Below are 22,127 nucleotides of genomic sequence, written 5' to 3' on the forward strand. Positions count from 1 at the left end.
GGGGGGTGGAAACGCCGGCCCCCGTTCTTCGTCCCCCGGCCCCGGTCAGTAGGTGACCGAGAAGCGCACGCCCCAGGTGGCGGGCTTGCCGGCCAGCGCGATGTTGTTGCCCGCGACGAAGAAGTTGCGGGTCACGTCATAACGCTTGTCGAAGATGTTCTTCCCGAAAAGCTTCAGGCTCCAGCGGTCGTCCTTGGGCGCCAGGGTCACGCTGGCATCGACCAGCGTGTAGCCGGCCACGTTGTAGAGCGAACCGAAGATGGAGTTGTAGGTGCTGCGGCTTGAATAGGACATGTCCGTCGTCAGCCCGTAATCCCCCAGGTTCCAGAGATAGGAAACCGACCCGTTCGAGGTGAACTTGGGCGCGAACTCGGTCTCGCCGACCCGGTTGGTCGGCACGCCGACATAGATCCCGCCCACCTTCACCGCGGTGCCGATGGTGGAGAACTCGTCGAACGAACCCTTGGCCAGGGCCAGCGATTCATTGATGCGCAGATTCTTGATCGGCTCCCAGATGAAGTCGGCCTCGCCACCGTACAGGTGGGATTTCGGCGCGTTGATGATGGAACCGACCAGGCCCGTCAGCGGGTTGACCACCGCCGACTGCACCTGCTGGTCGCGGTAATCATAATAGAAGGCCGAAATATTGAAGCGCAGGTGATATTCCGGCACCGCCAGCTTGTTGCCGATCTCATAGGCAAAGATCGTTTCCGGCTTGAAGGGCGTGGTGGAGGTCTGGGCGACGTTCGAGTTGTAGGCGGTGAAGCCGCCCGATTTGATGCCCCGGCTGAACGAGACGTAGGCCATGTCGTCGTCGGTGAAGCGGTACTGGAGTTCCGCCTTGCCCGACGGTTCCAGGAAATCGGTATCGCGATAGGGCACGACGTTGCCGGGGTTGGTGACGACGCCGTTGTTGACGTAAAAGGCACCGAAGTCGCGCAGTTCGCGCTTCTCGTATTCCAGGCGCAGGCCGCCGGTCAGGCTGAGCTTGTCGGTCAGGTCGTAGGTCACCTGGCCGAAGGCGCTGCCCGTGTTCACCGTCTGCCCGTAGGTGACGTTGCGGTCGAAGCCGTTCAGTTCGTAATAGCCGGTGGCGTAGCGGTCGTGCAGGACCTGGTTGGCGTAATACAGGCCCGTCACCCAGTGCCAGTCCTGGTCCCCGGTGGAGGTGAGGCGCAGCTCATTGGCGGCCACGTTTGCGCGGGTATCGAAATAGACGTCGCCCGTGCTGCGGGGCGAGCCGTCGAAATTGTCGTACTCCTGCCGCGTGGCGTGATCGAAGCTGGCCAGGTCGGTCAGGGTGGCGAACTCGAAATCCCAGTCGGCCCGCACGCTGGTGCCGACCGTATCGATGTGGGAGAAGGGCTTGGTGGTGGGCGAGATGCCGATTTCCGAGGCGAACTGCGGCGTCGTGCCCCATCCCGTGGCGTCCCGCGCGGTATCGGCAGGATAGACCGGATACTGGCTGGGATATTTGGCGTTGAGCGCTGTCAGCGGGCTGAGGAGATAGGTGCCCGCCGCGTCGGAGCGATCGCGGCTCCAGTGGAAGTTCAGGCCCACACGCAGGTTGGAACCGCTGTCGTAATCCAGCAACGCGCGCAACGCCTGCCTGTCCGCGTCGCCCAGCGCCTCGCCGGTGTCGCGGTTATGCTGCCAGGCGCCCCCTTCCTGCACCTGCCCCGCCACGCGGAAGGCGAGCTTGTTGTTCAACGGGCCGGAGACGAAGGCATCCGACGTGACGGCGTCGAAGCTGCCGTACTGGACCGCAACGCCGGCCGTCATCTCCTTGGTCGGCTTGTTCATGATGTAGTTGATGGCGCCGCCCGTGGTGTTGCGGCCGTAGAGCGTGCCCTGGGGCCCACGCAACACCTCGACGCGCGACACGTCGAACATGGCGCCGCTGCTGGCGAAGGGGACGGGGTAGGCCACCTCGTCGATATAGATGCCCACGGCCGGCGCATTGTTGCTGGCGTAGTCGTTGAAGCCCACGCCGCGGATCTGGTAGGCGGGCTGGCCGCTGCCGAACTGGGGCGTCACCTGCAGCGACGGCGTCAGGTATTGCAGGTCGTAAACGTTCTGGACGTTGCGGTCGACCAGGTCGCTGCCCGTCACGACGTCGATCGAGGTGCCCACCCGCTGGGCGTTCTCCAGACGGCGGTTGGCCGTCACCAGGATGGTCTGGACATCGATTTCCTCCAGCCCGGCCCCCTTGTCGGCGGCCTGCTCCGCCGCCGGCGCCTGGTCGGCCGCCCGGGCGGCATTGCCCGCCAGGGCCAGCAGCAGCGCCAGCGCCGTGCCGGTGCGTAGCGCCGCCCGGTTCAATCCCGCGCTTCTTCCTTTGCCGGGCACGCCGCCACCGAAGTCATCGCGCCCCGGATGGGCGCCCTTATCAAGGACAAGGCTGTTCATCTGTCATCCCCAAACATGAATGGTCATAGGGGGGGCTCCCCCTCTCTCAACCCGGGCGCTCCGCTGTTTTCTGGCGGTTTATGCGCCGTACCTGCCTGTTCGCATTCATGCTGCTGCAACGCACAATCGGGCGAAAGCACTTTGAGGCGGTCACCCTGTCGCATTTTCCGGGGCACGTCCTCTGCCGGTAACCCCCTGCAATGACGGCCGATTTGCGCGACACCCTGTCCCGCAGGTGGTGCTAGGCGGCAGCGGGCGGGCACGGCATCCTTCGAGCATGGGCCGGCCCCCTTTCGCGGGTGCCCGCGTGGAGGTCGCCCCCAAACCAAGCCGGAAGGAGCCCCGCATGGCAGAAAAACGGACAGAGGACGGGCTGGGCAGTGACATGCCGCGGTCGGGTTTGGCGTTGTTGGCGCTGGGCCTGCCGGTCACCCTGCTCTTTGGGTTGACGCTTTGGGCGCCCTTCGCCTCGGTCACGTTCCTGGGCATCCGGGGTTCGATCTGGTGCCTGTTCGCCTGCGCGCCGGCCACCAGCCTGTGCCTTCTGGCCTGCAACCGTCTTTTCGGCACCCAGGGGAAGGGCCGGGGAAAGTGAACACCATGATCCCGGCCTTCGTCACGATCATCGCCGCCTCCCTGCTGCTGGCGCTGTTTTCCAAGCGCGGGCACGCCCATCAGGGTGCGAAGGAGTTCTTCACCGCCTCCGGCCAGTTCGGCGCCGTCCTGTTCTTTTTCCTGTCGGTGGGGGAAACGTACAGCGTGACCAGCATGCTGGGCTTCCCCGGCGGGGTCTATGCCAAGGGCGGCGACTTCATCACCTGGTTCTTCGGCTACATCCTGCTGGCGGCCCCGGTGCTGTATTGCGTGGGGCCGGTCATCTGGCGGGCCGGTGTGCTCTACGGCGCCGCCACCATCCCCGATTTCTTCCGCAGCCATTTCGACAGCCGCGCCCTGGAACTGGTGATGGCCGGCTCCGCCATCCTGCTGCTGGTGCCGGTGGGAACCACGCAGTTCATGGGGCTGAAGATCGTGCTGGCCTCGCTGGACCTGCCGGTGGCGCCGGTGGTGCTGCTGGCGCTGGCGGGGGGCATGGCCTTCCTCTACGTGGTCATCGCCGGGCTGCGCGCCTCCGCCTTCGTCGCCATCCTGAAGGACGTGCTGATGCTGTCGGCGATCCTGCTGGTCAGCGGCGTGGCCATCGCCCACTGGCACATCGATGGCGGGCAGGCCGGTGGTGGGCAGGTCGGCGGCGCGGCGGCATTGGCAGCATCCGCCCCGGCCGGCAGCGACCATAAGGGCCTCGTCTTCGCCCTGTCGACCATGGTGCTGCAGGCGGCGGGCTTTGCCATGATCCCGCAGACCTGGGCCTTCCTTTTCTCCGCCCGCGACCCTGGTGCCATCCGCAGGGCGCAGGTGGTGTCGCCGCTGTACCTGCTGCTTTTTCCCCTGCTGATGTGCGTGGCCTACTTCGCCCGGTTCCACGGCCTGCAGCCGCCGCAGCCAGACTTCGTGTTCATCACCACCGCCCAGGCGCTGCTGCCGGAATGGATGGTGGGCGTGGTGCTGGCCACGATCACGCTTTCGGGCCTGGTGCTGCTCAGCAGCGTGTGCCTGGCCATCAGCCCCCTGGTTACCCGCAACATCGTCTCGGGCCTGAACGAGGCCGGGCAGCGGCGCTGGGCTAAGGTCGTCACCGCGCTCTACATCCTGCTGTCCATCATCGGCACGGAGGTGTCGGGCAAGTTCATCGTGACCCTCAACAACATCTTCTATTTCGGCATCGCCCAGTCGCTGCCCGCCTTCTTCGCCGCGCTGTTCCTGCCGCGCGTCGGCGCCAGGGCGGTGATCCTGGGCATGGGGGCGGGCTACGCCACCGCCTTCTGGGTTTACCTGGCCGCCATCGATGTGGGCGGCCTCAACGCCGGACTGGTGGGGCTGGTGCTCAATAGCGCCGTCATGCTCACCGCCGCGGCCCTGCACCCGCGTCGGGAGGCCGCCACCCTGCTGACGCGCCTGCGCGCGGCCCCTTACCTTCCTTCACATGGCTAGGATCTTGAAAATGTTTGAAGATGTCGCCGGCAGCCCGCCGCTGCGGAGCAACGAGGCCGACCTGTCCTCCTTCTGGATGCCGTTCACCAACAATCGCTTTTTCAAGAAGAACCCGCGCCTGCTGGCCAGCGCCAGCGGCATGACCTACCGCACGCCCGATGGGGCGGAGATCCTGGACGGCACGGCGGGCCTGTGGTGCGTCAACGCCGGCCACGCCCGGGCGGAAATCGTGGACGCCATCGCCCGGCAGGCCGCCACGCTCGACTTCGCCCCCACGTTCCAGCTGGCCCACCCGCAGGCCTTCGAGCTGGCCAGCCGGCTGTCGGCCATCATGCCGGCCGGGCTGGACCGTATCTTCTTTACCAATTCCGGTTCGGAGTCCGCCGACACCTCGCTCAAGATCGCACTGGCCTATCACCTGGCCCGGGGCCAAGGCGGCCGCAACCGGCTTATCGGCCGGGCGCGCGGGTACCACGGCACCAATTTCGGCGGCATGGCGGTGGGCGGCATCGGTGGCAACCGCAAGGGGTTCCAGACGCAGCTGCCGGGGGTGGACCATCTTTCCCACACGTATCGGCCGGCGGACGCCTTCACCCGCGGCCAGCCGGCCGGCGGCGCCGCGATGGCCGATGAGCTGGAGGCGCTGATCGCCCTGCACGGGGCGCACACCATCGCGGCGGTCATCGTGGAGCCGGTGGCCGGTTCCACCGGCGTGCTGGTGCCGCCGGCCGGCTATCTGGAACGCCTGCGCGAGATCACGCGCGCCCACGGCATCCTGCTGATCTTCGACGAGGTCATCACCGGCTTCGGCCGGGTGGGCGCAGCCACGGCGTCCGAGCGGTTCGGGGTCACACCGGATCTGCTCAACATGGCCAAGGGCATCACCAACGGCACCGTGCCGATGGGCGCGGTCGCCGTCTCGCGCGACGTCCACGACACCATCGTGAACAGTGCCGAGCCGGGCATCGAGCTTTTCCACGGCTATACCTACTCGGCCCATCCCGTGGCCACGGCCGCGGCGCTGGCCACGCTGGAGATCTATGAGCGTGACGGGCTGTTCGCTCACGCCCGGGCGCTGGAGGACCATTGGGAAACGGCCGCCCATTCCCTGCGGGGGGCGCCCCATGTGATCGACGTGCGCAATTTCGGCCTCATGGCCGGCATCGAACTGGCCCCCCGCCCCGGTGCCCCCGGCGCGCGGGCGATGGAGGTGTTCCACCGCTGCTTCGATGAGGGGGTACTGGTGCGTGTGACGGGCGACATCATCGCGCTGTCGCCGCCGCTGATCGTCACACCGGCGCAGATCGCCCGCATTTTCGAACAGATCGGCAAGGTCCTGGCCGACCTCGCCTGACATCGTAGAGCCCCGCTGGTCCCGACGGCAGAGCGCCGCCGGGACCATTGATTCAGAACCACGGGCGATTCAGAACCACGGGCGTTTCAGAACTGCGGGCGATAGCGTTCGATCAGCTCGTCCAGGAACTCCACCACCGCACGCACCCGCGGCTGGTGCTGGTGGTCGACGTGGAACACCAGCCAGTAGCTGCGCTTCACCTCCACCTCCGGCAGCACCCGCACCAGGCGCGCATCGGCCTCGGCCGCGAAGGCGTGCAGCAGCCCCAGCCCCAGCCCCGCGGCCACCGCCCCCTGCTGCGCGGAAATGGACGTGGACCGGAACACCGGCCGGGCATCGGGAATCACCTCGTTGAGGTAGAGCAACTCGGGGTCGTCGATCTTCTCGTCCATGTACCAGACGAAGGGATGCCGGCGCAGCTCCGCCCGGCTGGCGACGGGGCCGTGCTCCGCCAAGTAATCCGCCGACGAATAGAGGCACAGGCGGAAATCCACCAGCCGCCGCGCAAAAACGCGCCCCTTGGGCGGGCGGTTGAGCACGATGGCGATGTCGGCCTCATGATTGGCCAGGCTGACCTGCCGCGGCTCGGGCGTAAGGTCCAGCCGCAGGTCCGGATAACGCCGGTGGAACTCCGCAACATGCGGGGCCACGATGGCCATGCCGAACGCCTCTGGGGTGGCAATGCGCACCACGCCTGACGGTGCCGCCCCCCGGGGCCCCAGACGCGCCACCGCCGCCTCCATCTCGCTTTCCATGCGCTCGGCATGAGGCAGCAGCAGGCGCCCCGCCTCCGTCAATGTCACGCCGCGGGGCGAACGGTCGAACAGCCGCACGTCCAGCGCCGCCTCCAGCGCGCCGAGCCGGCGGGCGATGGTCGTATGGTCCACGCCGACCGCCTTGCCGGCCGCGACCAGGCGCCCGCTGCGGGCAACAGCCAGAAATAAGTGCACGTCGTCCCAGTCCGGCATAGGCATATTCGCCCAACAGTTTCTCGATAATGCGCATTTTTCCACATATGCCCGGTCTTTATCCTATCCTCAAGTCGAAAGCCGCCGCTGGCCCTCGGGCGCAGCGGTGATCCACCAGAGCTTCGTCATCCCCACCTTGGCGTTGAGGCCCCTTCCCCGTCCCCACCTTCTCCCGGCCAACTGAAAGAGACAGCCTGATGACCAACCTCGCCGACCTGACCGCGACCGCCCTGTCCGACGCCTTCGCCGCGGGCGCGCTTTCCCCGGTGGAGGTGATGGAGGCCGTTCTCGATCGGGTGGACAGGCTGGAGCCGCTGCTGCACGCGACCTACGCGCTGGACGGCGACGGTGCGCTGGCGGCCGCGCGGCTTTCGGAGGAGCGGTGGCGAAAGGGGGCGGCGCTGGGCCCGCTGGACGGGCTGCCGGTGACACTCAAGGAGTTGATCGCCACGCGCGGGATGCCCAAGCCCATGGGGACGGCGGCTGTGGAGCTCACCCCCCAACCGGAGGACGCGCCCATCACGGCCCGCCTGCGTGAGGCCGGGGCGATCGCCTTCACCAAGACCACCGTGCCCGATTACGGCATGCTTTCCTCCGGGCTTTCCAGCTTTCACCCGCTGACCCTCAACCCCTGGGACCTGTCGCGCAACCCCGGCGGGTCCAGCGCCGGGGCGGGGGCCGCAGCGGCGGCGGGTTATGGCCCGCTGCATGTCGGCACGGACATCGGCGGCTCGGTCCGGCTGCCGGCGGGCTGGTGTGGCGTCTTCGGATTCAAGCCCAACAACGGCCGCATTCCCATCGATCCGCCCTACATGGGCCGTTCCGCCGGCCCCATGACGCGCACGGTGGACGACGCAGCACTGCTGATGACGGTGATCTCCCGCCCCGACGCGCGCGACTTCATGAGCCTGCCACCCGCCGATCTGCCATGGCGGAACCTGGCGGGCGACGTCCGGGGCCTGCGCTTCGGCCTGATGCTGGACGCGGGGTGCGGTTCCCCCACCGAGCCGGAAGTGGCCGAAGCCGTGACGGCGGCGGCCCGCCTGTTCGAGCAGGCAGGGGCGGTGGTGGAGCCGATGGCGCCCTTCGTCACGCCGGAGATGTTCGACGGCTTCGACCATTTCTTCCGCATGCGCTTCTGGGCCGAAACCAAGGATCTGCCCCAGGACCGCTACCGGAAGATCCTGCCTTATATCCGGGCCTGGGTGGAACCGGCCGCGGCCTATGACGCGATGACCGTCTACAGCGGCTTCAGCGGCCTGATGGCCATCCGCGAACAGGGCGTACGGGCCAGCCAAGCCTATGACTACATCCTCTCGCCCGTGGCGCCCATGCCGGCCTTCGCGGCCGAGCTGCCCAGCCCCAACAACGACCCCGCGCGGCCCTTCGACCACATCGGCTTCACCATGCCCTTCAACATGACCGAGCAACCCGCCAGCTCGATCAACTGCGGCTACACGGCGACGGGCCTGCCCATCGGCCTGCAGATCGTGGGGCGGCGCTTCGATGACCTGGGGGTACTGCGCGTTTCCCGCTGGTTCGAGGACGCACGAGGACCCCAGCGCCCCTGGAGTGAATTGGCGGAATTATTGGAGGGTTCTTTGCAGGGGCGTGGGTCGTGAAGATGGCGGCCATCGCCTGAATGCCGTATCGGCCGTGGATCCCCCCGGCTGATACGGTCACCACCTTCCATTCAGGGGCTTTCAAGGCAGGCGATGTCCACCCCTGGTCGACGACTTCACGCGCACCGCCCCGACAGTCGAAGGCCGTGCGGCCCAGTTAGCCAGATGCCCATCGCGTCAATGTTGCCCGCCCTCCTCCGAGCGGTTGGGCGTGGATGAGCAAACGAAACTTTCCGCGGCGCTGGTCGAACCGCGTCCGTCATACGACGCCTTTTGCGGATAGGCGCACAGCGGCCGTTGAAGCTGGATCGTCTTCGGGTCCCCCATCGCGAACTTCGTGGCGATCACGCGGTCGGGCGCGCGTCCCCCGCTGGCCCAGTCGACCAACGAGGCGAAGAGGTCGTCCCCCGGACCGCCGATGGGAGGTTGCGGCGTGCCGCCAAGCGCCGAGTTGAACGCATCGGGGCCGGGGCCGCCACCGCAGTGCATCAGCCCAGGCGCCAAAAAGAGCCTGGCAACATCCCGGGCCTGGTCCATGCCCCCCAGTTCCCGCACCTGGCGGTCATAGAACGCGACCGACTGGCCCGGCGGCACCAGCGTGTCAGCCAGGCCATGATAGATGATCAGCTTGCCGCCGCGCGCCTTGAACGCACGCAGGCTTCCCCGGGTGGCATCGTTGACGTCGCCGCCCAAGGCGCGGTCGACCGCGGGCATGTCACGATCAAGGTCGAAGCCCCGCCAATCCCAGTCGGCGCCGAACACCCATTTGAACAGGCTGCCGAATTGCGGCTGGCCGTTGGCGGCGCTCTGCAGGAACGCCCAGCCGAACCGGCCCTGAACCTCGCTGCCCGGCGGCCAGCCGAAAAAGACAGCGCGCCCGTCGGTGGTGGTAGGGCCATCATAGAACGCGCGGGCGGTCGCGACCTCGGCCGGCGTCAGGCATTGGTCGGTCTCCGCCCCCTGGCAGCCCAGTTCCGCAGGATCGAAGCGGCAGCTGAGGGGATCGGTGATGAAGGCATCCCCCTGCAGGCCGTAGCCGCGACGGTTGCAGCTTGCGACCGCGGCGTCGTTCAGCACCCGAAGCTTGGCATCCGACAGGCGGCTGCCGGGTGTGCGATTGGCGGCGATGAAGTCCCACAGGACAGCGGCGTGGCCCCAGGTCCGATTGATGACGGGCGCGCCGACCAGGATGCCATCATAGTCCGCCGGGTAATAGAGCGCCTCGATCAGCCCCTGCTGTCCCCCGGTCGAACAGCCGGTGTAGTAGGAGCGCGTGGCACCCCGGCCGTAATAGGCCTGGGTGATGGCCTTGCCGGTCACCGTCATGACGTGGGTGGACAGACGGCCCCAGTCCTTCCACTTGCGGGGATGACCGATAAGCGCATCGCCGTCCAGCGGCGTCGCGGGTGCCGTTCCCGTATCGGTCGTCGCCACGGCGTACCCGCGCCGCAACCCGCCGACCATGCTGCCGTACCCGCCCTGAAGCACGCCGGCGAACCCCCCGTTGCCGTTGCCGTGAAAGACGCCGGCCCAGGTGCCGGCCGGCAGCCAGACCTCGACCCCGATATCGGAATCGGGGGCCGATCGCACATGGGCGACAACACGGCAGAAGGCCGGCAGGGGCGACGCGTCGCGGAGCCCCGGAGTGGCCCCCGCACCTTTTTCAACCATCACCGCGCTGTCGATGGTGGTGTCCTTGAGGCGCAATTGGGTAAGCGCCTCGCAGCGGGCGGCATCGGCCGCTGGCGCCGTCTCGGCCGCCGGTGACGGCGTGGCGAGCGCGACAGCCGCCATGGCCATGGCGAGCGGGGCGAAGAATCTTGAAAAGTTAAGGGTCGAAACCTTCATGGTCATGAACCTCGCCTGGCGGAAGATGACTTGGCGTCCCGGGTCAAGAAATAGGTGCATGTCAGCGATATGAAGCACACGCCGAACAGGAAGATGGAGATCGGCAGGGTCGACGCGTACTTCGCGAACAAGGCCGTCGCGATGATCGGGGCGAACCCGCCACCGATGACGGCGCCCAATTGGTAACCAAGCGAGGCGCCGGAATAGCGCACCTCCACGGGGAACAATTCGGCAAAAAGCGCCGCCTGCGGGCCATACATCACGCTCAGGCACAGCAGTTCCACGATGAGCGCCACCAGGACGGCCGGATAGGACAGCGTCTCCAGCAACGGGAAGAAGGCGAAGGACCACAGCCCGGTCAGTGCCGCCCCGGCCATGAAAAGGGTTGATCGTCCCCACCGGTCCGACAGCGCCCCGAAAAACAGCAGGCCGGGTACCATGACGACGCTCGCCGCCACCACGGACGCAAGCATCGCGCTTCGCGACAGGTGCAGGACCGAGTCACCATAAGAAACGGCATAGGTGATCGCCGCGTAGAAGCATGTGTTCGAGGCTATGAAGGCCCCACCCGCCAGCACGATCTTCTTGGGGTGGCGCGCCAGAACCTGAAGGACCGGCGACTTGCGCTTTTCCTTCTGGGTCAAATCCTGCGTTCGGGCGGTCTGTTCGAATGCCACCGACTCCTCCAGCCTCGTCTGGATATAGAGGCCGACGAAAACCAGCGCGATGCTCAGGATGAACGGCACGCGCCAAGCCCAGGTTTCGAACGCGTTTTGCGGAAAGGCCGCCACCATGAAGAAGAAAACGATGTTGGACAGGACCACGCCCAACGGAACGCCGATCTGGACGAAGCTGCCGTAAAAGCCGCCCCGGCCCGGGGGAGCGCTTTCTATCGCCATGAGCGCGGCACCGCCCCATTGCCCGCCGACGGCGATGCCCTGGACGAAGCGCAAGGCCAGGAGCAGCAGCGGGCTGAGGGCGCCGACACCCGCATAGGTCGGCAGGAATCCGATCGCGGTGGTGGCGAGGCCCATGGTCAGCAGCGCGACCAGCAGCGCCTTCTTGCGGCCGAACAGGTCCCCGAAATGGCCGAATACGATGCCGCCGAACGGCCGGGCGATGAAGCCCACGGCAAAGGTGCTGAACGCCGCCAGCTGGGCCACCAGCGGAGGCAAGTCCGCCGCGAAGAAGATCTTCGGAAAGACCAGGGCGGCCGCCGTCCCGTAGACGAAGAAATCGTACCATTCGATGGTGGCGCCGGCACCGGCCGTCAACGCGACCTTGAAGAGCGAGGACCCTTTGTTCACCGCTGATGAACCCATCATTTTTTCTTTCCGGGCCGGCGCCCGCCCGTCAGCCACGGGCTGCGCGGCAGACGGTTGACGCAACGCTTTATCCACCTGCCGCGCGTTCATCCAATATCCCCCCCGGCTTTCGTTTCCGCAGCGCCCGATCGTTCCCGCCAAGCCTCAGCCTTCGCGATGTACCAGGGAATGACGCCGGGATTCTCGGTCAGATTGGGATCAATGACCTTTGCCACGGGCCAACCCTGGAACAGGCGCTTGATCGGCAGTTCCTGCTTCTTGCCGGACAGGGTACGCGGAATCGCCGGTGCCGGAATGAACGCGTCGGGGATGAACCGGGGTGAGAGCGTGTCCCGGATGGCCGCGACCACGGCCGCCTCCAGCTCCGGACCCCAGGCGCGCCCATCACCAGGGACGACAAACATGAGCAGCTTGCTGTCGCCGGCGCCATCCTCGAGGTCGATCACCAGGCTGTCCGCAATGGACCCCAGGCGTTCCACGGCGGCATAGATGTCGGCGGTGCCCATCCGCAAGCCGTGCCGGTTGATCGTGGCGTCGCTCCGTCCGGCGATGACGCAGCTTCCATCAGCCTCCACCGTCAGCCAATCGCCATGCCGCCAGATGCCGTCCCACGCGTCGAAGTAGGTCGAGCGATAGCGGCTGCCGTCCTGGTCACCCCAGAAGAACAGCGGCATGCTGGGGAAGGGCCGCGTACAGACAAGTTCGCCGACGCGGCCCCGCAGCGCATGTCCATCCTCATCCCAGGCCTCGATCGAGGCGCCCAGGTGGCGGCATTGAAGACGGCCGGGCGTCGGAGGCAATTCCCGGTTCCCCGACAGGAACGCGGCGGCGATGTCGGTCCCGCCGGAGATGTTGCACCACCAGATGTCGGGGGTGCCTACGGCGTCAAACTGCGCCGTGCCCCAGTCCTGGACATCGGCCGTCAATGGGGAGCCGGTGCTGCCCAACGCGCGGATGGCCTTCAGGTCACCGATCCCGTTCAAGGCCAGGCCCGCTTTGCGGCAACTGGAGAAAAACGCCGCCCCGGCACCGAACCAGGTCACGCGATGGCGCGCGGCGAACGCCCATAAAGGCTGCCATTCCGATTGCCCCGCGGCACCTTTCGGCGAACCGTCATAGAGACAGATCGTCGTTCCGGTGAGAAGTCCACCGACCTGGATGTTCCACATCACCCAGCCCGTGGCGCTGTACCAGTGGAACCTTTCGCCGACCGTGTTGAGCGAATAACTGGGCCCCAGGTCCAGATGCATGTTGCCGACGCAGGCCGAAACGACGATGCCGCCATGCCCGTGCACGATCGCCTTGGGCAGGCCTGTGGTTCCGCTGGAATAGAGGATCCACAGCGGATGATCGAAAGGCAGCCATTCGGGCTCGAATGCCGCGACTTCCGCGTCATCCGCGCACTGGGCACCGTCGAAGTCGATCGAGTCCTGTATGCGCGCCGCGCCATACCCCGTCCGGATCGCGAACAGGGCCGCGACGGCGGGCAGCCCGCGCCGGATCGCCTCGACGGTGGCGGAGCGATCCATCCGCCGGCCGCCATAAAAGACCCCGTCGACGGCGATGAGCGCCTTGGGTGCCGCCTGCCGCAACCGATCCAGCACCGCCGGCGTGCCCATATCGGGCGAGCACATCGTCCACACCGCGCCCAGGCTGGCACAGGCGAGCATGGAAACGACCGCCTCAGGGATATTGGGCAGGTAGGCCGCGACCACGTCGCCGCGCCCTATGCCCCGGCGGCGCAAGGCCAGGGCCAGCGACGCCGTGCGCCGCCGCAACTGGCCCCAGGTCCATTCGATGGCCTGTCCGCTTTCCCCTTCCGCGATGATCGCCGGCTGCCCGGCGGCATCGGCCAAGTCGGCGTGGCGAAACACCTGGCGCGCATAATTCACCTGCGCGCCCGCGAACCAGCGGGCGCCGGGCATCGCCCCGTCCACGATGGCGGTCGGCGGCGTCGGGGATTCCAGCGCGTGATAATCCCAGACGCTCAGCCAGAACGCGGCGAGATCGGATCGCGACCATTCCCACATCGCCGCGTAATCAGGAAATGTCAGGCCGCGTTCCCGATGCAGCCATTCCCGATACAGTCTTATCTGGGGGACGCTGTCGCCCGCCCCGCGATTTATCATGTCGGACTTTCCTCGTGAATCGATGGCCAGCGCCGCTCCGGATCGCGGCGCCAGGCCCGGTATGGGGCCGCGATCGAGACCCGGATGCCGGGCGTCGTCAGCCCATCCGGACCGCGCGGTAACCCAGGCCTCGCCGCTCGCTCAAAACCGGTGATAAAGCGTCGCCCCGTACATGCGCGGCATGCCGATGGACCCGGCGGTGTACGCCGTCGCACCGGGGCTGGTGTTCGCCTGGCTGATATAACGGACGTCGAAGGCGTTGCGGACCCAGCCGGTCAGCGACCAGGCCTTGTCGAAGGTGCCCAGGCCGATCGACGCGTTGAACAGCCCGTACCCGTCCTGGGAGACGAGCGGGTTGTTGTAGATGTCGAAATAGACCCTGCTTTGCCATTTGTAATCGGCGCGCGCGGTGACCTCCAGCGCGCTGGAAACCGGGAAGACGTACTCGCCGGACACATTGAACTGCCATTTCGGCGCCTGGGTAAGCGTATTGCCTTCCAAGTTCTTGGCACCGGGCGGCAAAGCCTGGCCATCGCTGGTCACCCCCACGCACGCGGCGGCGGTCGGCAGGGCCGGATACAGCGGGTCGTTGTTGCAGAACTTCCCAAATGCCGTATCGAGGCGCGTGGCCGCCCCGGCCACCTTCAGCCCTTCGGCCAGAATGGCCTCGACTTCGAACTCGACGCCCTTGATCGTGGCGGCGGACGAGTTCTCGACCTTCGGGAACTGCACCCCCGTCTGCACGTTCGTGCGGAAGACGGTCTGCTGCAGGTTGGTGTAGTCGGCATAGAACGCGGTAAGGCCCATGCGCAATTTGTTGTCGAACAACTTGGCCTTGGTGCCGATTTCGTAGTTCCAGACATATTCCGGATTGAAGAAATTAACCGGCTGCGTGATGTCGCCCAGGGTGTTGAAGCCACCCGACTTGAAGCCACGGGACACGCTGGCATAGACCAACGTGTTGTCCTGGGGTGCGTAGTCAAGCACGAAGCGGGGCGTGAAAGCCTTCCAGATATCCTTGTCGGCCAGAAGATAGTGTAGCTTACCCGACGTAGCATCCATCGCGTAAGACTTGGAGTCGAGGGTATAGCGCCCGCCGGCCGTCGCACGAAGATTGTCGGTCAGGTTGTAGCGGAACTGCGCATAGGCCGCATACGAGTCCAGCGTCTCGGCGGGAAGATAGACAAGCAGATTCTTGACCGCCGCGGTGCTGAGGTACAGCGGCTCACTCGAATCCCCGTGCATGTAGAACAGGCCGGCGACCAGATCCGCCCGGCTGCCCACGTCCGTGGTCGCGGTAAGTTCCTGCGTCACCTGCTTCGCGTACAGGCCGATGAGATCGAACCGCGCGCTGGCCACCGGCGTCAGGTCGACATCAAGGTTGGTCAGGTCGATATCGTGCTTGATGAAGCCTGTGGTCGAGGTAATCGACGTGTCCGGCCCCAGGTCCAGGTGCGCGGTCAGGGTGGCCCTGACGTCCTCCACGTCCCGTTGATTGGGTTCGTTGAAATAGAAGGTCAGGTCGTCAATGTTGTTGCGGGGATACGCATAACCCGGCACTTCGGCCGGCGTGGGCCTGGCCGGATCGGCGCGGCCCAGCAGAAGATTGAATGATGGGTCGCTGCGGTCGCGCGTGTAATCGACCAGCGCGCTGATGCTGAAGATTTCGGATGGCTTCACCAACAGCTGGCCGCGCACCTCGGTGAGGTCGGCGTTGTCGTTGTGTCGGCCGAGATACGCGTTGTCCGTCCAGCCGTCCGCACGGTCCCGCTGAAAGGAGACGCGGGTCAGAACCTTGTCGGACAGCGGCACGTTCACGAACCCCTTAGCCCCGAAACGCGCGTAGTTGCCACCGGTAAGCGCCAGTTCGGCATCGGTCTGATCGGTCGGGGCCTTGCTGTTGACATTGATGGCGCCACCCGTCGCATTGCGGCCCTGGATGGTGCCTTGCGGCCCGCGGAGGACCTCCACCCGTTCGACATCGAGGAAGGACGGGTTCATCATGAAATGGTTGAGCAAGGGAACGCCGTCGAGCGACACGGTCACGCCCGACTGGCTGCCGATGTCCTGCCCGGCCTGGCCGATGCCGCGCATGGCGATGAACACGTTGGTGGAGCGCGTGCCGAACTGGAGGCTGGGCGCGAGTTGGACAAGGTCGCCCACCTCCTTCACGCCGGCCTTCTCCAGCGTTTCGCCCGAGACGGCGGTGATCGCTATCGGGATGTTCTGCAGCCCTTCGGCGCGCTTTTCGGCCGTCACGAGAATTTCCTCCAAGCCGAGGTCGCGCGAGGTGTCGGCCGGGGCGGCGGAAGCGCCATTCTGCGGCTGAACGGCGGCCCCTTGGGTGGCGCCCTGGGTCTGGGCCTGCGCCCACACCTGGCCAGTGGCCAGGCATCCACCGACCAGCGCCGTCGCCCCCAACCCCAGCGCGCGCGCGCGACGGATCAGCCTCAAGCTGCTCATGTCCTCCCCCTCCCTTTTGATGCGATTGACGCCGGGGATCTCACGCCCCCGGTCGAGGCGGATCTTCGCATTTGCCGGACGAGAGGCAATGACACGGCTGACGCCATGATTTGGCGGAAGTGACATGGGGGGGCCGCGCGGCCCCATCCCGCCCTATGCGATCCGCCGATCCTTGAGAAGGACGGTCGCGGCGCCGACCTTTGCCGCGTCGGCCATGTATTCGGTGCGATAGGCCGATGGCGTCATTCCGGCCCAGGCGCAGAAATGGCGCGAAAAGCTGCCGGGTTCGCTGAACCCCACGGTAAGGCCGATCTCCGTGATCGGCAGGTCGCTCGCGAGCAGGTAGGCGGCGGCCAGTTCCCCGCGCAGGCGCGTCCTCATGTCCTGGAAGCATTCCCCTTCCAGCGACAGATCCTGGCGAAGCCGCCTGGGTCGAGTCCGCAGGCGCGCGGCGACGACCTCGACCGGCGCCGACCAGAGGCCGGCGCGCTGGAAATCGATCAGCACCTGCTGCGTCCGCTCCCGCCAGGTCGGGCCACGGTCGGGAATGTCGAACCAGTCGGGCTCACTCGCGTAGTAATCGTCATATTCCTTGATGGAACTGTGCACCAGGCGCACCGCCAGATCGTCCCAGTCATAAGACAAGGCATCCACCGGCGCGTCGAATTGCACGGGACAGCGGAACAGCGCGAACCGGTCGAAGCCGTTTTCCTGGATGGGGCGCGGCCCCCGGATGGAAAGACCGCGAAGCACCAGCGGACGGCCGATCAGCCAACTGAAGAACTGGTAGATCCAGACGAACCTGATCCAGACCAGGATGTCCCGGTTTACACCCGGGATAGTCTGGTACTTGCAGATGTGCTGAAGGCCGGATCCGTGCTCCTCGGTGATGCCCGGCCCCACATCGGCGGACATCGCGTCGGTGAAGCGGATGCTGACCCGCAGCGCCTCGCCCAGGGTGGCGCAATGCAGGAAGGACAGGAGACGCTCGGCCTCAAGCGCGAGGCGACAGCCTTGGGCGAAGAAGCCGAGATAGACGTCATCAAGTGCGAACTGAATCCGACGGATCAGTCGGACCAGGGCTTGGCCATCGATCGCGGCGCGCGCGTTCCCGTAAACCGCCGGATCGATCGCCGCGTCCCGTAAAAGCGCATGGGGGTCGAACCCTTTGAGCACGGCGCCTTGCAGCAGTTGCCGGACCGCCTCGCCATCCAACCCCGTTTTTCCCGTGGGTTCTTCTTCCATCCCGTATTCGTTCTTATGGCGACGTGGCCGGGCCGATGTCGCATACCGCAAGGCATCCATTATTTGCAGCGCCCCATCCCCGCCGCAAGGGCCGGGTGACTGTGCGTGCCTTGCGATAGCTTCTCCCCACGACAGCATGCGCACCACGGCAAGCGACCGCTTGGATGTTTAGAGGGTGCGGCGATACTGCCGGTCAGCCGTACAGTCGGCCCGACGGCTTGGGGCCGTCTCCGGCCGGCGCCTCCATCACACGGCGCCGCGCTCGTACCAGGGCCGGCTGGCTTTCACCAGGTGCACCACCGACAGCATGACCGGCACCTCCACCAGCACGCCCACGACCGTGGCCAGGGCGGCGCCGGAGTTCAGGCCGAACAGGCTGATGGCGGCGGCCACGGCCAGCTCGAAGAAGTTGCTGGCGCCGATCAGGGCCGCCGGGGCCGCCACGCACCAGGCCACGCCGAACTGGCGGCTCAGCAGATAGGCCAAGCCGGCGTTCAGATAGACCTGGATCAGAATGGGCACCGCCAGCAGGGCGATCACCAGGGGCTGGGCCAGGATCTGCGGCCCCTGGAAGCCGAACAGCAGCACCAGGGTGGTCAGCAGCGCCACCAGGGACAGGGGCTGCAGCATGGACAGGACCCGCTTCAGCCGCGCCTCCCCACCCGCCAGCAGGGCTCGGCGCCAAGCCTGCGCCACCACCACCGGCACGACGATGTAGAGCGCGACGGACAGCGCCAGGGTGGCCCAGGGCACGGTGATGGAGGCCACGCCCAGCAGCAGGCCCACCAGGGGCGCGAAGGCGAACACCATGATCAGGTCGTTCAGCGCCACCTGGCTGAGGGTGAAATGCGGCTCGCCCTCGCAGAGGTTGGACCAGACGAACACCATGGCGGTGCAGGGCGCCGCCGCCAACAGGATCAGGCCGGCGATGTAGGACGGGCCCTGGCCCGCCGGCAGCAGGTCGGCGAACAGGGTGCCGATGAACAGGCTGCCTAACAGCGCCATGGAAAACGGCTTGACCGCCCAGTTGATGGCCAGGGTGACGGCCACGCCCCGCCAATGCTCCTTCACCTGCGCCAGGGCGCCGAAGTCGATCTTCAGCAACATGGGGATGATCATCAGCCAGATCAGCGCCGCCACCGGCAGGTTGACCTTGGCCACTTCGGCCGCCGCCACGGTGCTGAACAGGCCCGGCAGCAAATGGCCCAGGGCGATGCCGGCCACGATGCACAGCGCCACCCACAGGCTGAGGTAGCGTTCGAAGCGGGACATGGCGCCGGACATGAGGGCGGTCCTCAGACGGTGATGGTGCGCGACAGCAGCGTCGCGGTGGACAGGCACAGGCCCTGGGCCTGGGGGGTGGCCAGGACGGCGGCGGGGGCCTGGTCGCGGGTCACGGGCTTGAAGCCGGCCTTTTCGAAGAAACCGCCGGCGGAGGTGGTCAACAGCCAGGCCCGCTGGTGGCCCTCCTCCCAGGCGCGGCGCAGCAGCAGGGCCACCAGGTTGCGGCCGATGCCTTTGCCTTGCACCGCCTCCGGCACCATCACGGAGCGAACCAGGATGTCGGCGCCCAGCGGCAGGTAGCCGCCATAGCCCGCCCGTGTGCCGCCAAGGGTTCGGTAGGCGAAGAACCGCCCCTCGCCATCGGCCAGGTCCGCCACCGGCAGGCTGGCGGCCGTGAGCGCGGCCACCAGGCTTGGATCGGTGGCCGGGATCGGCTCATCCTTCAGGAAGGGCGCCCCCTCTTCCTTGTCGAAATCCGCGTCTGGCAGGTCGGGCAGCAGGTCCAGGACGACGTCGGATGGCCGGCACAGCGTCACGCCCCGGGGCGTGACCACGATGGGCCGGTTGATCAGGATGGGGTGGGCCATCATGAAATCCAGCAACTCGGCGTCGGTCCACTTGGGATCGTCCAGGCCAAGCTCCGCATAGGGCGTGCCCTTGCGGCGCAGCACCTGGCGCACCGTCAGGCCCGCGCGCCGGATGAGGTCGGCCAACACCTCCCGGCTGGGCGGGTCCTTCAGGTACTCGATCACCTCCGGCTCGGCACCGGCGTGGCGGATCATGGCCAGGACGTTGCGCGACGTGCCGCAGGCGGGGTTGTGATAGAGGGTGACCGTGCTCATGCCGCCGACTCCCGATGGGTGGCCAAGTCATCCAGGTGGCGCTTGATGGCCATGCGGTCCAGCGAGGCCAGGGGCAGGCTGGTGAAGGCCTGCAGGCGCCGCTCGATCTGGCCGTAGATGCCCGCGGTGAAGGCCGCCTTCTCTGCGTCGGAGCCCTCGAACGACGACGGGTCGGCGAAGCCCCAATGGGCGCTCACCGGGTGGCCGGGCCACACCGGGCAGACCTCGCCGGCGGCGTTGTCGCAGACGGTGAACACGAAATCCATCTCCGGCGCGCCCGGGCCAGCGAATTCGTCCCAAGTCTTGGAGCGCAGGCCGGCGACGTCATAGCCCAGCCGCTCCAGCAGCGCCTTCACCACCGGGTTGATGCGGCCCGACGGCTGGCTGCCGGCGCTGAACGCGCGGAAGCGGCCGCCGCCGATACGGCTCAGGATGCTCTCCGCCATCATGCTGCGGGCGCTGTTGTGGGTGCAGAGGAACAGGACGTTGAAAACGCGGTCGGTCATGGAAACCCCGGGCTGAATGGCGGCCGTCAGGCGTCGATGGTGGGTTTCGGGCAGCAGTCGATCATCTCGGGGATCCCGGTGCCGCACAGTTCGGGCAGGCCCTGGCAGCAATCTTCCATGAGGAAGGCCAGCAGGCGGCGGGTGCCCTCGTAGTCGGTGGCGTAGAAGATCTGCCGCTGCACCCGCCAGGAGCGCAGCAGGCCCGCCCGTTCCAATAGGCCCAGGTGGTGCGACAGGGTCGAGGACGGCACTGCCACGCGGGCGGCGACGTCCCCGGCGGTCAGGCCGTTGGGCCCCGCCTGCACCAACAGGCGGAAGACGCTCAGGCGGGTTTCCTGGGCAAGGGCGGCAAAGGCGTCGATGGCGGCTTTCGGTTCCATATCGCGACAATCGTAGAAATTACACGGTCAAGCCGGAGATGGTTCACGGGCGGTGCGACGGTACCAACCGCGGCGTCATTCCGAGGCGGGCACCGGCTTCTCATGGCTCATGGCAATCGCCCCCAAGTCGGGGGCACCCAGGTCCGGCTTCGGCAGCTTGGCGGCGGCCTCCTTCCGCTCGCTGTAGCGGTCGACCATGTAGTCGGAGCGGTCGCGCACCAGCAGGGTGAACTTCACCAGTTCCTCCATCACGTCCACCACGCGGTCGTAGTAGGCGGACGGCTTCATGCGGCCGTCGTCGTCGAACTCCTGATAGGCCTTCGCCACCGACGACTGGTTGGGGATGGTCACCATCCGCATCCAGCGGCCCAGCACCCGCATGGCGTTCACGGCGTTGAAGGACTGGCTGCCGCCCGACACCTGCATAACCGCCAGGGTGCGGCCCTGGGTGGGCCGGACGCTGCCCGTCTCCAGCGGCAGCCAGTCTATCTGGCTCTTGAACACGCCGGTCAAGGTGCCGTGGCGCTCGGGCGAGCACCACACCTGGCCCTCGGACCAGATGGACAGCTCGCGCAGCTCCGCGACCTTGGGATGGGTGGGCGGCACACTGTCGGGCAGCGGCAGGCCAGCGGGGTCGAAGATGCGGGTCTCGCATCCAAACCGCTCCAGCAGGCGGGCGGCCTCCTGCGTCAGGAAGCGGCTGTAGGACCGCTCCCGCAGCGAACCGTAGAGCAGCAGGATGCGCGGCGGATGGGTGGAAATCCGCTTGGGCGTAAGCTTGTCCAGGTCGGGGGCGTCGAACCGGAGAGCGTCAATGTTGGGTAGGTCGATCATGGCTATACCATATTTCGACAATTATAGAATAGTCAACTCTCCCGCAGGATAGAGGGTGAACACGCCGCCATGTTGACTGTTGTTCGTTGCCCGGCCTGGGCGCCGATGGGCACGATACCAATTTGATTTTACTGACTTTAATGGAGTCGTCGGGTCACCCCGGTTAACAGTCCAGATGGCTCAAAGCCTTTGGCGTGTCATCTTCCAGGCGCTCCAGACCCAAAACAGAATGGCCCTGATCAGCGCCAACTGAGCCGGCCAGGACCATTCTCCACGGGGGACGCTACAGCGGTTCTTGCTCAACCCAGCCCGGCTGCAGCAGGCGAACCGAGGCGAGGGCCGGCCCGCCCTTATCAGAACGGCCCGCAATCCGTGCCGTTAACGGCCCTGCCCCAGAACCTCGATCATCGCCCAACTGATCTCTGTCAGCGGAATCTTGACCCGACCCGCCCACGGAGAATCGGCCTGGCCGGCGTATTGGCCTACCGACAGGTAAATGAATCGCGTATTGGGCGAGCCCTGGACGAAAGGTCCCAGCAATCGCGGCCTCCCGTCTGCCAAGCAGCCTGCCACTGTCACCTCCAAATCGAAAACGGCTTCTTCGGTTGATCAACGGGTCGGCGAAGTGAGCCTGAGTTTCTCCGCTTTGCCTTGCTGCAACGCCATCGCGAGACCCGGTAAGGGGTCTTCCACTACGATGCGAAGCGGCAGTTTAAAAGGATCAATTCCCATCGCGTCGCCCCGCCATCAGTTCAGTCCAAAGTCCGTGCCACCATCCCAACCCTATCTGGTTGATGGCCGATGACGGAGGGGGATGGCGACCGCCGCTCGCCTCCACTCAGAAGTCGAAGGTGGCGTGCAACACACCA

The 22,127-nt window shown here is 66.6% G+C and carries 16 protein-coding genes and 1 pseudogene; 4 read left to right on the forward strand and 13 right to left on the reverse strand.

What is annotated here, in order from left to right:
* Positions 1-45 precede the first annotated feature (45 nt).
* Positions 46-2,409, reverse strand: a complete 2,364-nt coding sequence (locus P5F91_RS27780) for a TonB-dependent receptor (protein WP_277908848.1) — start codon at positions 2,407-2,409, stop codon at positions 46-48.
* A gap of 307 nt (positions 2,410-2,716) precedes the next feature.
* On the opposite strand from P5F91_RS27780, the gene P5F91_RS27785 reads away from it, so the two are divergent.
* The 3 genes from P5F91_RS27785 to aptA are packed head-to-tail and all read left to right on the forward strand — an operon-like array spanning position 2,717 to position 5,812.
* Positions 2,717-3,004 (forward strand): hypothetical protein, encoded by a 288-nt coding sequence (locus P5F91_RS27785; protein ID WP_277908849.1) that lies wholly within the window; start codon positions 2,717-2,719, stop codon positions 3,002-3,004.
* A 5-nt stretch (positions 3,005-3,009) separates the two neighbouring features.
* On the forward strand, positions 3,010-4,458 hold the full coding sequence (locus P5F91_RS27790) for a sodium:solute symporter family protein (RefSeq protein WP_277908950.1): 1,449 nt from the start codon (positions 3,010-3,012) through the stop codon (positions 4,456-4,458).
* Between the two features lie 10 nt (positions 4,459-4,468).
* Positions 4,469-5,812, forward strand: a complete 1,344-nt coding sequence (gene aptA, locus P5F91_RS27795; RefSeq protein WP_277908850.1) for an omega-aminotransferase AptA — start codon at positions 4,469-4,471, stop codon at positions 5,810-5,812.
* A gap of 86 nt (positions 5,813-5,898) precedes the next feature.
* Here the strand turns inward: aptA and P5F91_RS27800 are convergent, their stop codons facing one another.
* Positions 5,899-6,780: a LysR family transcriptional regulator gene (locus P5F91_RS27800; protein WP_145610411.1), complete on the reverse strand. Its 882-nt coding sequence runs from the start codon at positions 6,778-6,780 to the stop codon at positions 5,899-5,901.
* Positions 6,781-6,977: 197 nt separating this feature from the next.
* On the opposite strand from P5F91_RS27800, the gene P5F91_RS27805 reads away from it, so the two are divergent.
* Positions 6,978-8,402 carry an amidase gene (locus tag P5F91_RS27805; RefSeq protein ID WP_277908851.1) on the forward strand — a complete coding sequence of 475 codons (1,425 nt, stop codon included), beginning with the start codon at positions 6,978-6,980 and terminating at the stop codon, positions 8,400-8,402.
* Positions 8,403-8,579: 177 nt separating this feature from the next.
* Here P5F91_RS27805 and P5F91_RS27810 read toward each other — a convergent pair whose 3' ends face one another.
* From P5F91_RS27810 to P5F91_RS29940, 11 genes and pseudogenes are all read right to left on the reverse strand, one after another.
* The gene (locus P5F91_RS27810; RefSeq protein WP_277908853.1) at positions 8,580-10,256 is read right to left on the reverse strand and encodes a tannase/feruloyl esterase family alpha/beta hydrolase; all 1,677 of its coding nucleotides are present in this window, start codon (positions 10,254-10,256) and stop codon (positions 8,580-8,582) included.
* Entirely contained in the window at positions 10,253-11,665 is a 1,413-nt protein-coding gene (locus P5F91_RS27815; protein ID WP_246134349.1) for an MFS transporter, read from the reverse strand. The genes P5F91_RS27810 and P5F91_RS27815 overlap by 4 nt, the downstream gene beginning before the upstream one ends.
* Positions 11,662-13,704, reverse strand: a complete 2,043-nt coding sequence (locus P5F91_RS27820) for an acetoacetate--CoA ligase (protein ID WP_145610414.1) — start codon at positions 13,702-13,704, stop codon at positions 11,662-11,664. Before P5F91_RS27820 ends, P5F91_RS27815 begins: the two co-directional genes overlap by 4 nt.
* Positions 13,705-13,845: 141 nt before the next feature.
* On the reverse strand, positions 13,846-16,167 hold the full coding sequence (locus P5F91_RS27825) for a TonB-dependent receptor (protein WP_277908855.1): 2,322 nt from the start codon (positions 16,165-16,167) through the stop codon (positions 13,846-13,848).
* A 153-nt stretch (positions 16,168-16,320) separates the two neighbouring features.
* Positions 16,321-17,412: an AraC family transcriptional regulator gene (locus tag P5F91_RS27830; protein ID WP_246134350.1), complete on the reverse strand. Its 1,092-nt coding sequence runs from the start codon at positions 17,410-17,412 to the stop codon at positions 16,321-16,323.
* 246 nt (positions 17,413-17,658) lie between these two features.
* On the reverse strand, positions 17,659-18,684 hold the full coding sequence (gene arsB, locus P5F91_RS27835) for an ACR3 family arsenite efflux transporter (protein ID WP_145610476.1): 1,026 nt from the start codon (positions 18,682-18,684) through the stop codon (positions 17,659-17,661).
* A gap of 23 nt (positions 18,685-18,707) precedes the next feature.
* Positions 18,708-19,538, reverse strand: coding sequence for an arsenate reductase (glutaredoxin) (gene arsC / locus P5F91_RS29995; RefSeq protein ID WP_479684997.1), 831 nt, complete (start codon positions 19,536-19,538; stop codon positions 18,708-18,710).
* A complete protein-coding gene (locus P5F91_RS27850) occupies positions 19,535-20,044 on the reverse strand; it encodes an arsenate reductase ArsC (protein WP_277908857.1) in 510 nt (169 codons plus the stop codon). The genes arsC and P5F91_RS27850 overlap by 4 nt, the downstream gene beginning before the upstream one ends.
* Positions 20,045-20,070: 26 nt before the next feature.
* Positions 20,071-20,424 carry an ArsR/SmtB family transcription factor gene (locus P5F91_RS27855; protein ID WP_145610419.1) on the reverse strand — a complete coding sequence of 118 codons (354 nt, stop codon included), beginning with the start codon at positions 20,422-20,424 and terminating at the stop codon, positions 20,071-20,073.
* Between the two features lie 75 nt (positions 20,425-20,499).
* Complete coding sequence (gene arsH, locus P5F91_RS27860; RefSeq protein WP_277908860.1) at positions 20,500-21,258, reverse strand: arsenical resistance protein ArsH; 759 nt, start codon at positions 21,256-21,258, stop codon at positions 20,500-20,502.
* A 378-nt stretch (positions 21,259-21,636) separates the two neighbouring features.
* Positions 21,637-21,849: pseudogene (locus tag P5F91_RS29940) on the reverse strand (DUF5990 family protein); the annotation flags it as partial.
* Positions 21,850-22,127 lie beyond the last annotated feature (278 nt).

Origin of the sequence: Nitrospirillum amazonense (genome assembly GCF_029594735.1) — a bacterium.
Classification (GTDB): Bacteria; Pseudomonadota; Alphaproteobacteria; order Azospirillales; family Azospirillaceae; genus Nitrospirillum; species Nitrospirillum amazonense.

Excerpts from the sequence above, each read along its gene's own strand:
- P5F91_RS27810 (WP_277908853.1), bottom strand. The coding sequence starts at position 10,256 with ATGACCATGAAGGTTTCGACCCTTAACTTTTCAAGATTCTTCGCCCCG.
- P5F91_RS27800 (WP_145610411.1), bottom strand. The coding sequence starts at position 6,780 with ATGCCGGACTGGGACGACGTGCACTTATTTCTGGCTGTTGCCCGCAGC.
- arsH (WP_277908860.1), bottom strand. The coding sequence starts at position 21,258 with ATGATCGACCTACCCAACATTGACGCTCTCCGGTTCGACGCCCCCGAC.
- P5F91_RS27850 (WP_277908857.1), bottom strand. The coding sequence starts at position 20,044 with ATGACCGACCGCGTTTTCAACGTCCTGTTCCTCTGCACCCACAACAGC.
- P5F91_RS27815 (WP_246134349.1), bottom strand. The coding sequence starts at position 11,665 with ATGAACGCGCGGCAGGTGGATAAAGCGTTGCGTCAACCGTCTGCCGCG.
- P5F91_RS27825 (WP_277908855.1), bottom strand. The coding sequence starts at position 16,167 with ATGAGCAGCTTGAGGCTGATCCGTCGCGCGCGCGCGCTGGGGTTGGGG.
- arsB (WP_145610476.1), bottom strand. The coding sequence starts at position 18,684 with ATGTCCCGCTTCGAACGCTACCTCAGCCTGTGGGTGGCGCTGTGCATC.
- P5F91_RS27780 (WP_277908848.1), bottom strand. The coding sequence starts at position 2,409 with ATGAACAGCCTTGTCCTTGATAAGGGCGCCCATCCGGGGCGCGATGAC.
- P5F91_RS27855 (WP_145610419.1), bottom strand. The coding sequence starts at position 20,424 with ATGGAACCGAAAGCCGCCATCGACGCCTTTGCCGCCCTTGCCCAGGAA.
- P5F91_RS27830 (WP_246134350.1), bottom strand. The coding sequence starts at position 17,412 with ATGGAAGAAGAACCCACGGGAAAAACGGGGTTGGATGGCGAGGCGGTC.
- P5F91_RS27820 (WP_145610414.1), bottom strand. The coding sequence starts at position 13,704 with ATGATAAATCGCGGGGCGGGCGACAGCGTCCCCCAGATAAGACTGTAT.
- P5F91_RS27805 (WP_277908851.1), top strand. The coding sequence starts at position 6,978 with ATGACCAACCTCGCCGACCTGACCGCGACCGCCCTGTCCGACGCCTTC.
- aptA (WP_277908850.1), top strand. The coding sequence starts at position 4,469 with ATGTTTGAAGATGTCGCCGGCAGCCCGCCGCTGCGGAGCAACGAGGCC.
- arsC (WP_479684997.1), bottom strand. The coding sequence starts at position 19,538 with ATGAGCACGGTCACCCTCTATCACAACCCCGCCTGCGGCACGTCGCGC.
- P5F91_RS27790 (WP_277908950.1), top strand. The coding sequence starts at position 3,010 with ATGATCCCGGCCTTCGTCACGATCATCGCCGCCTCCCTGCTGCTGGCG.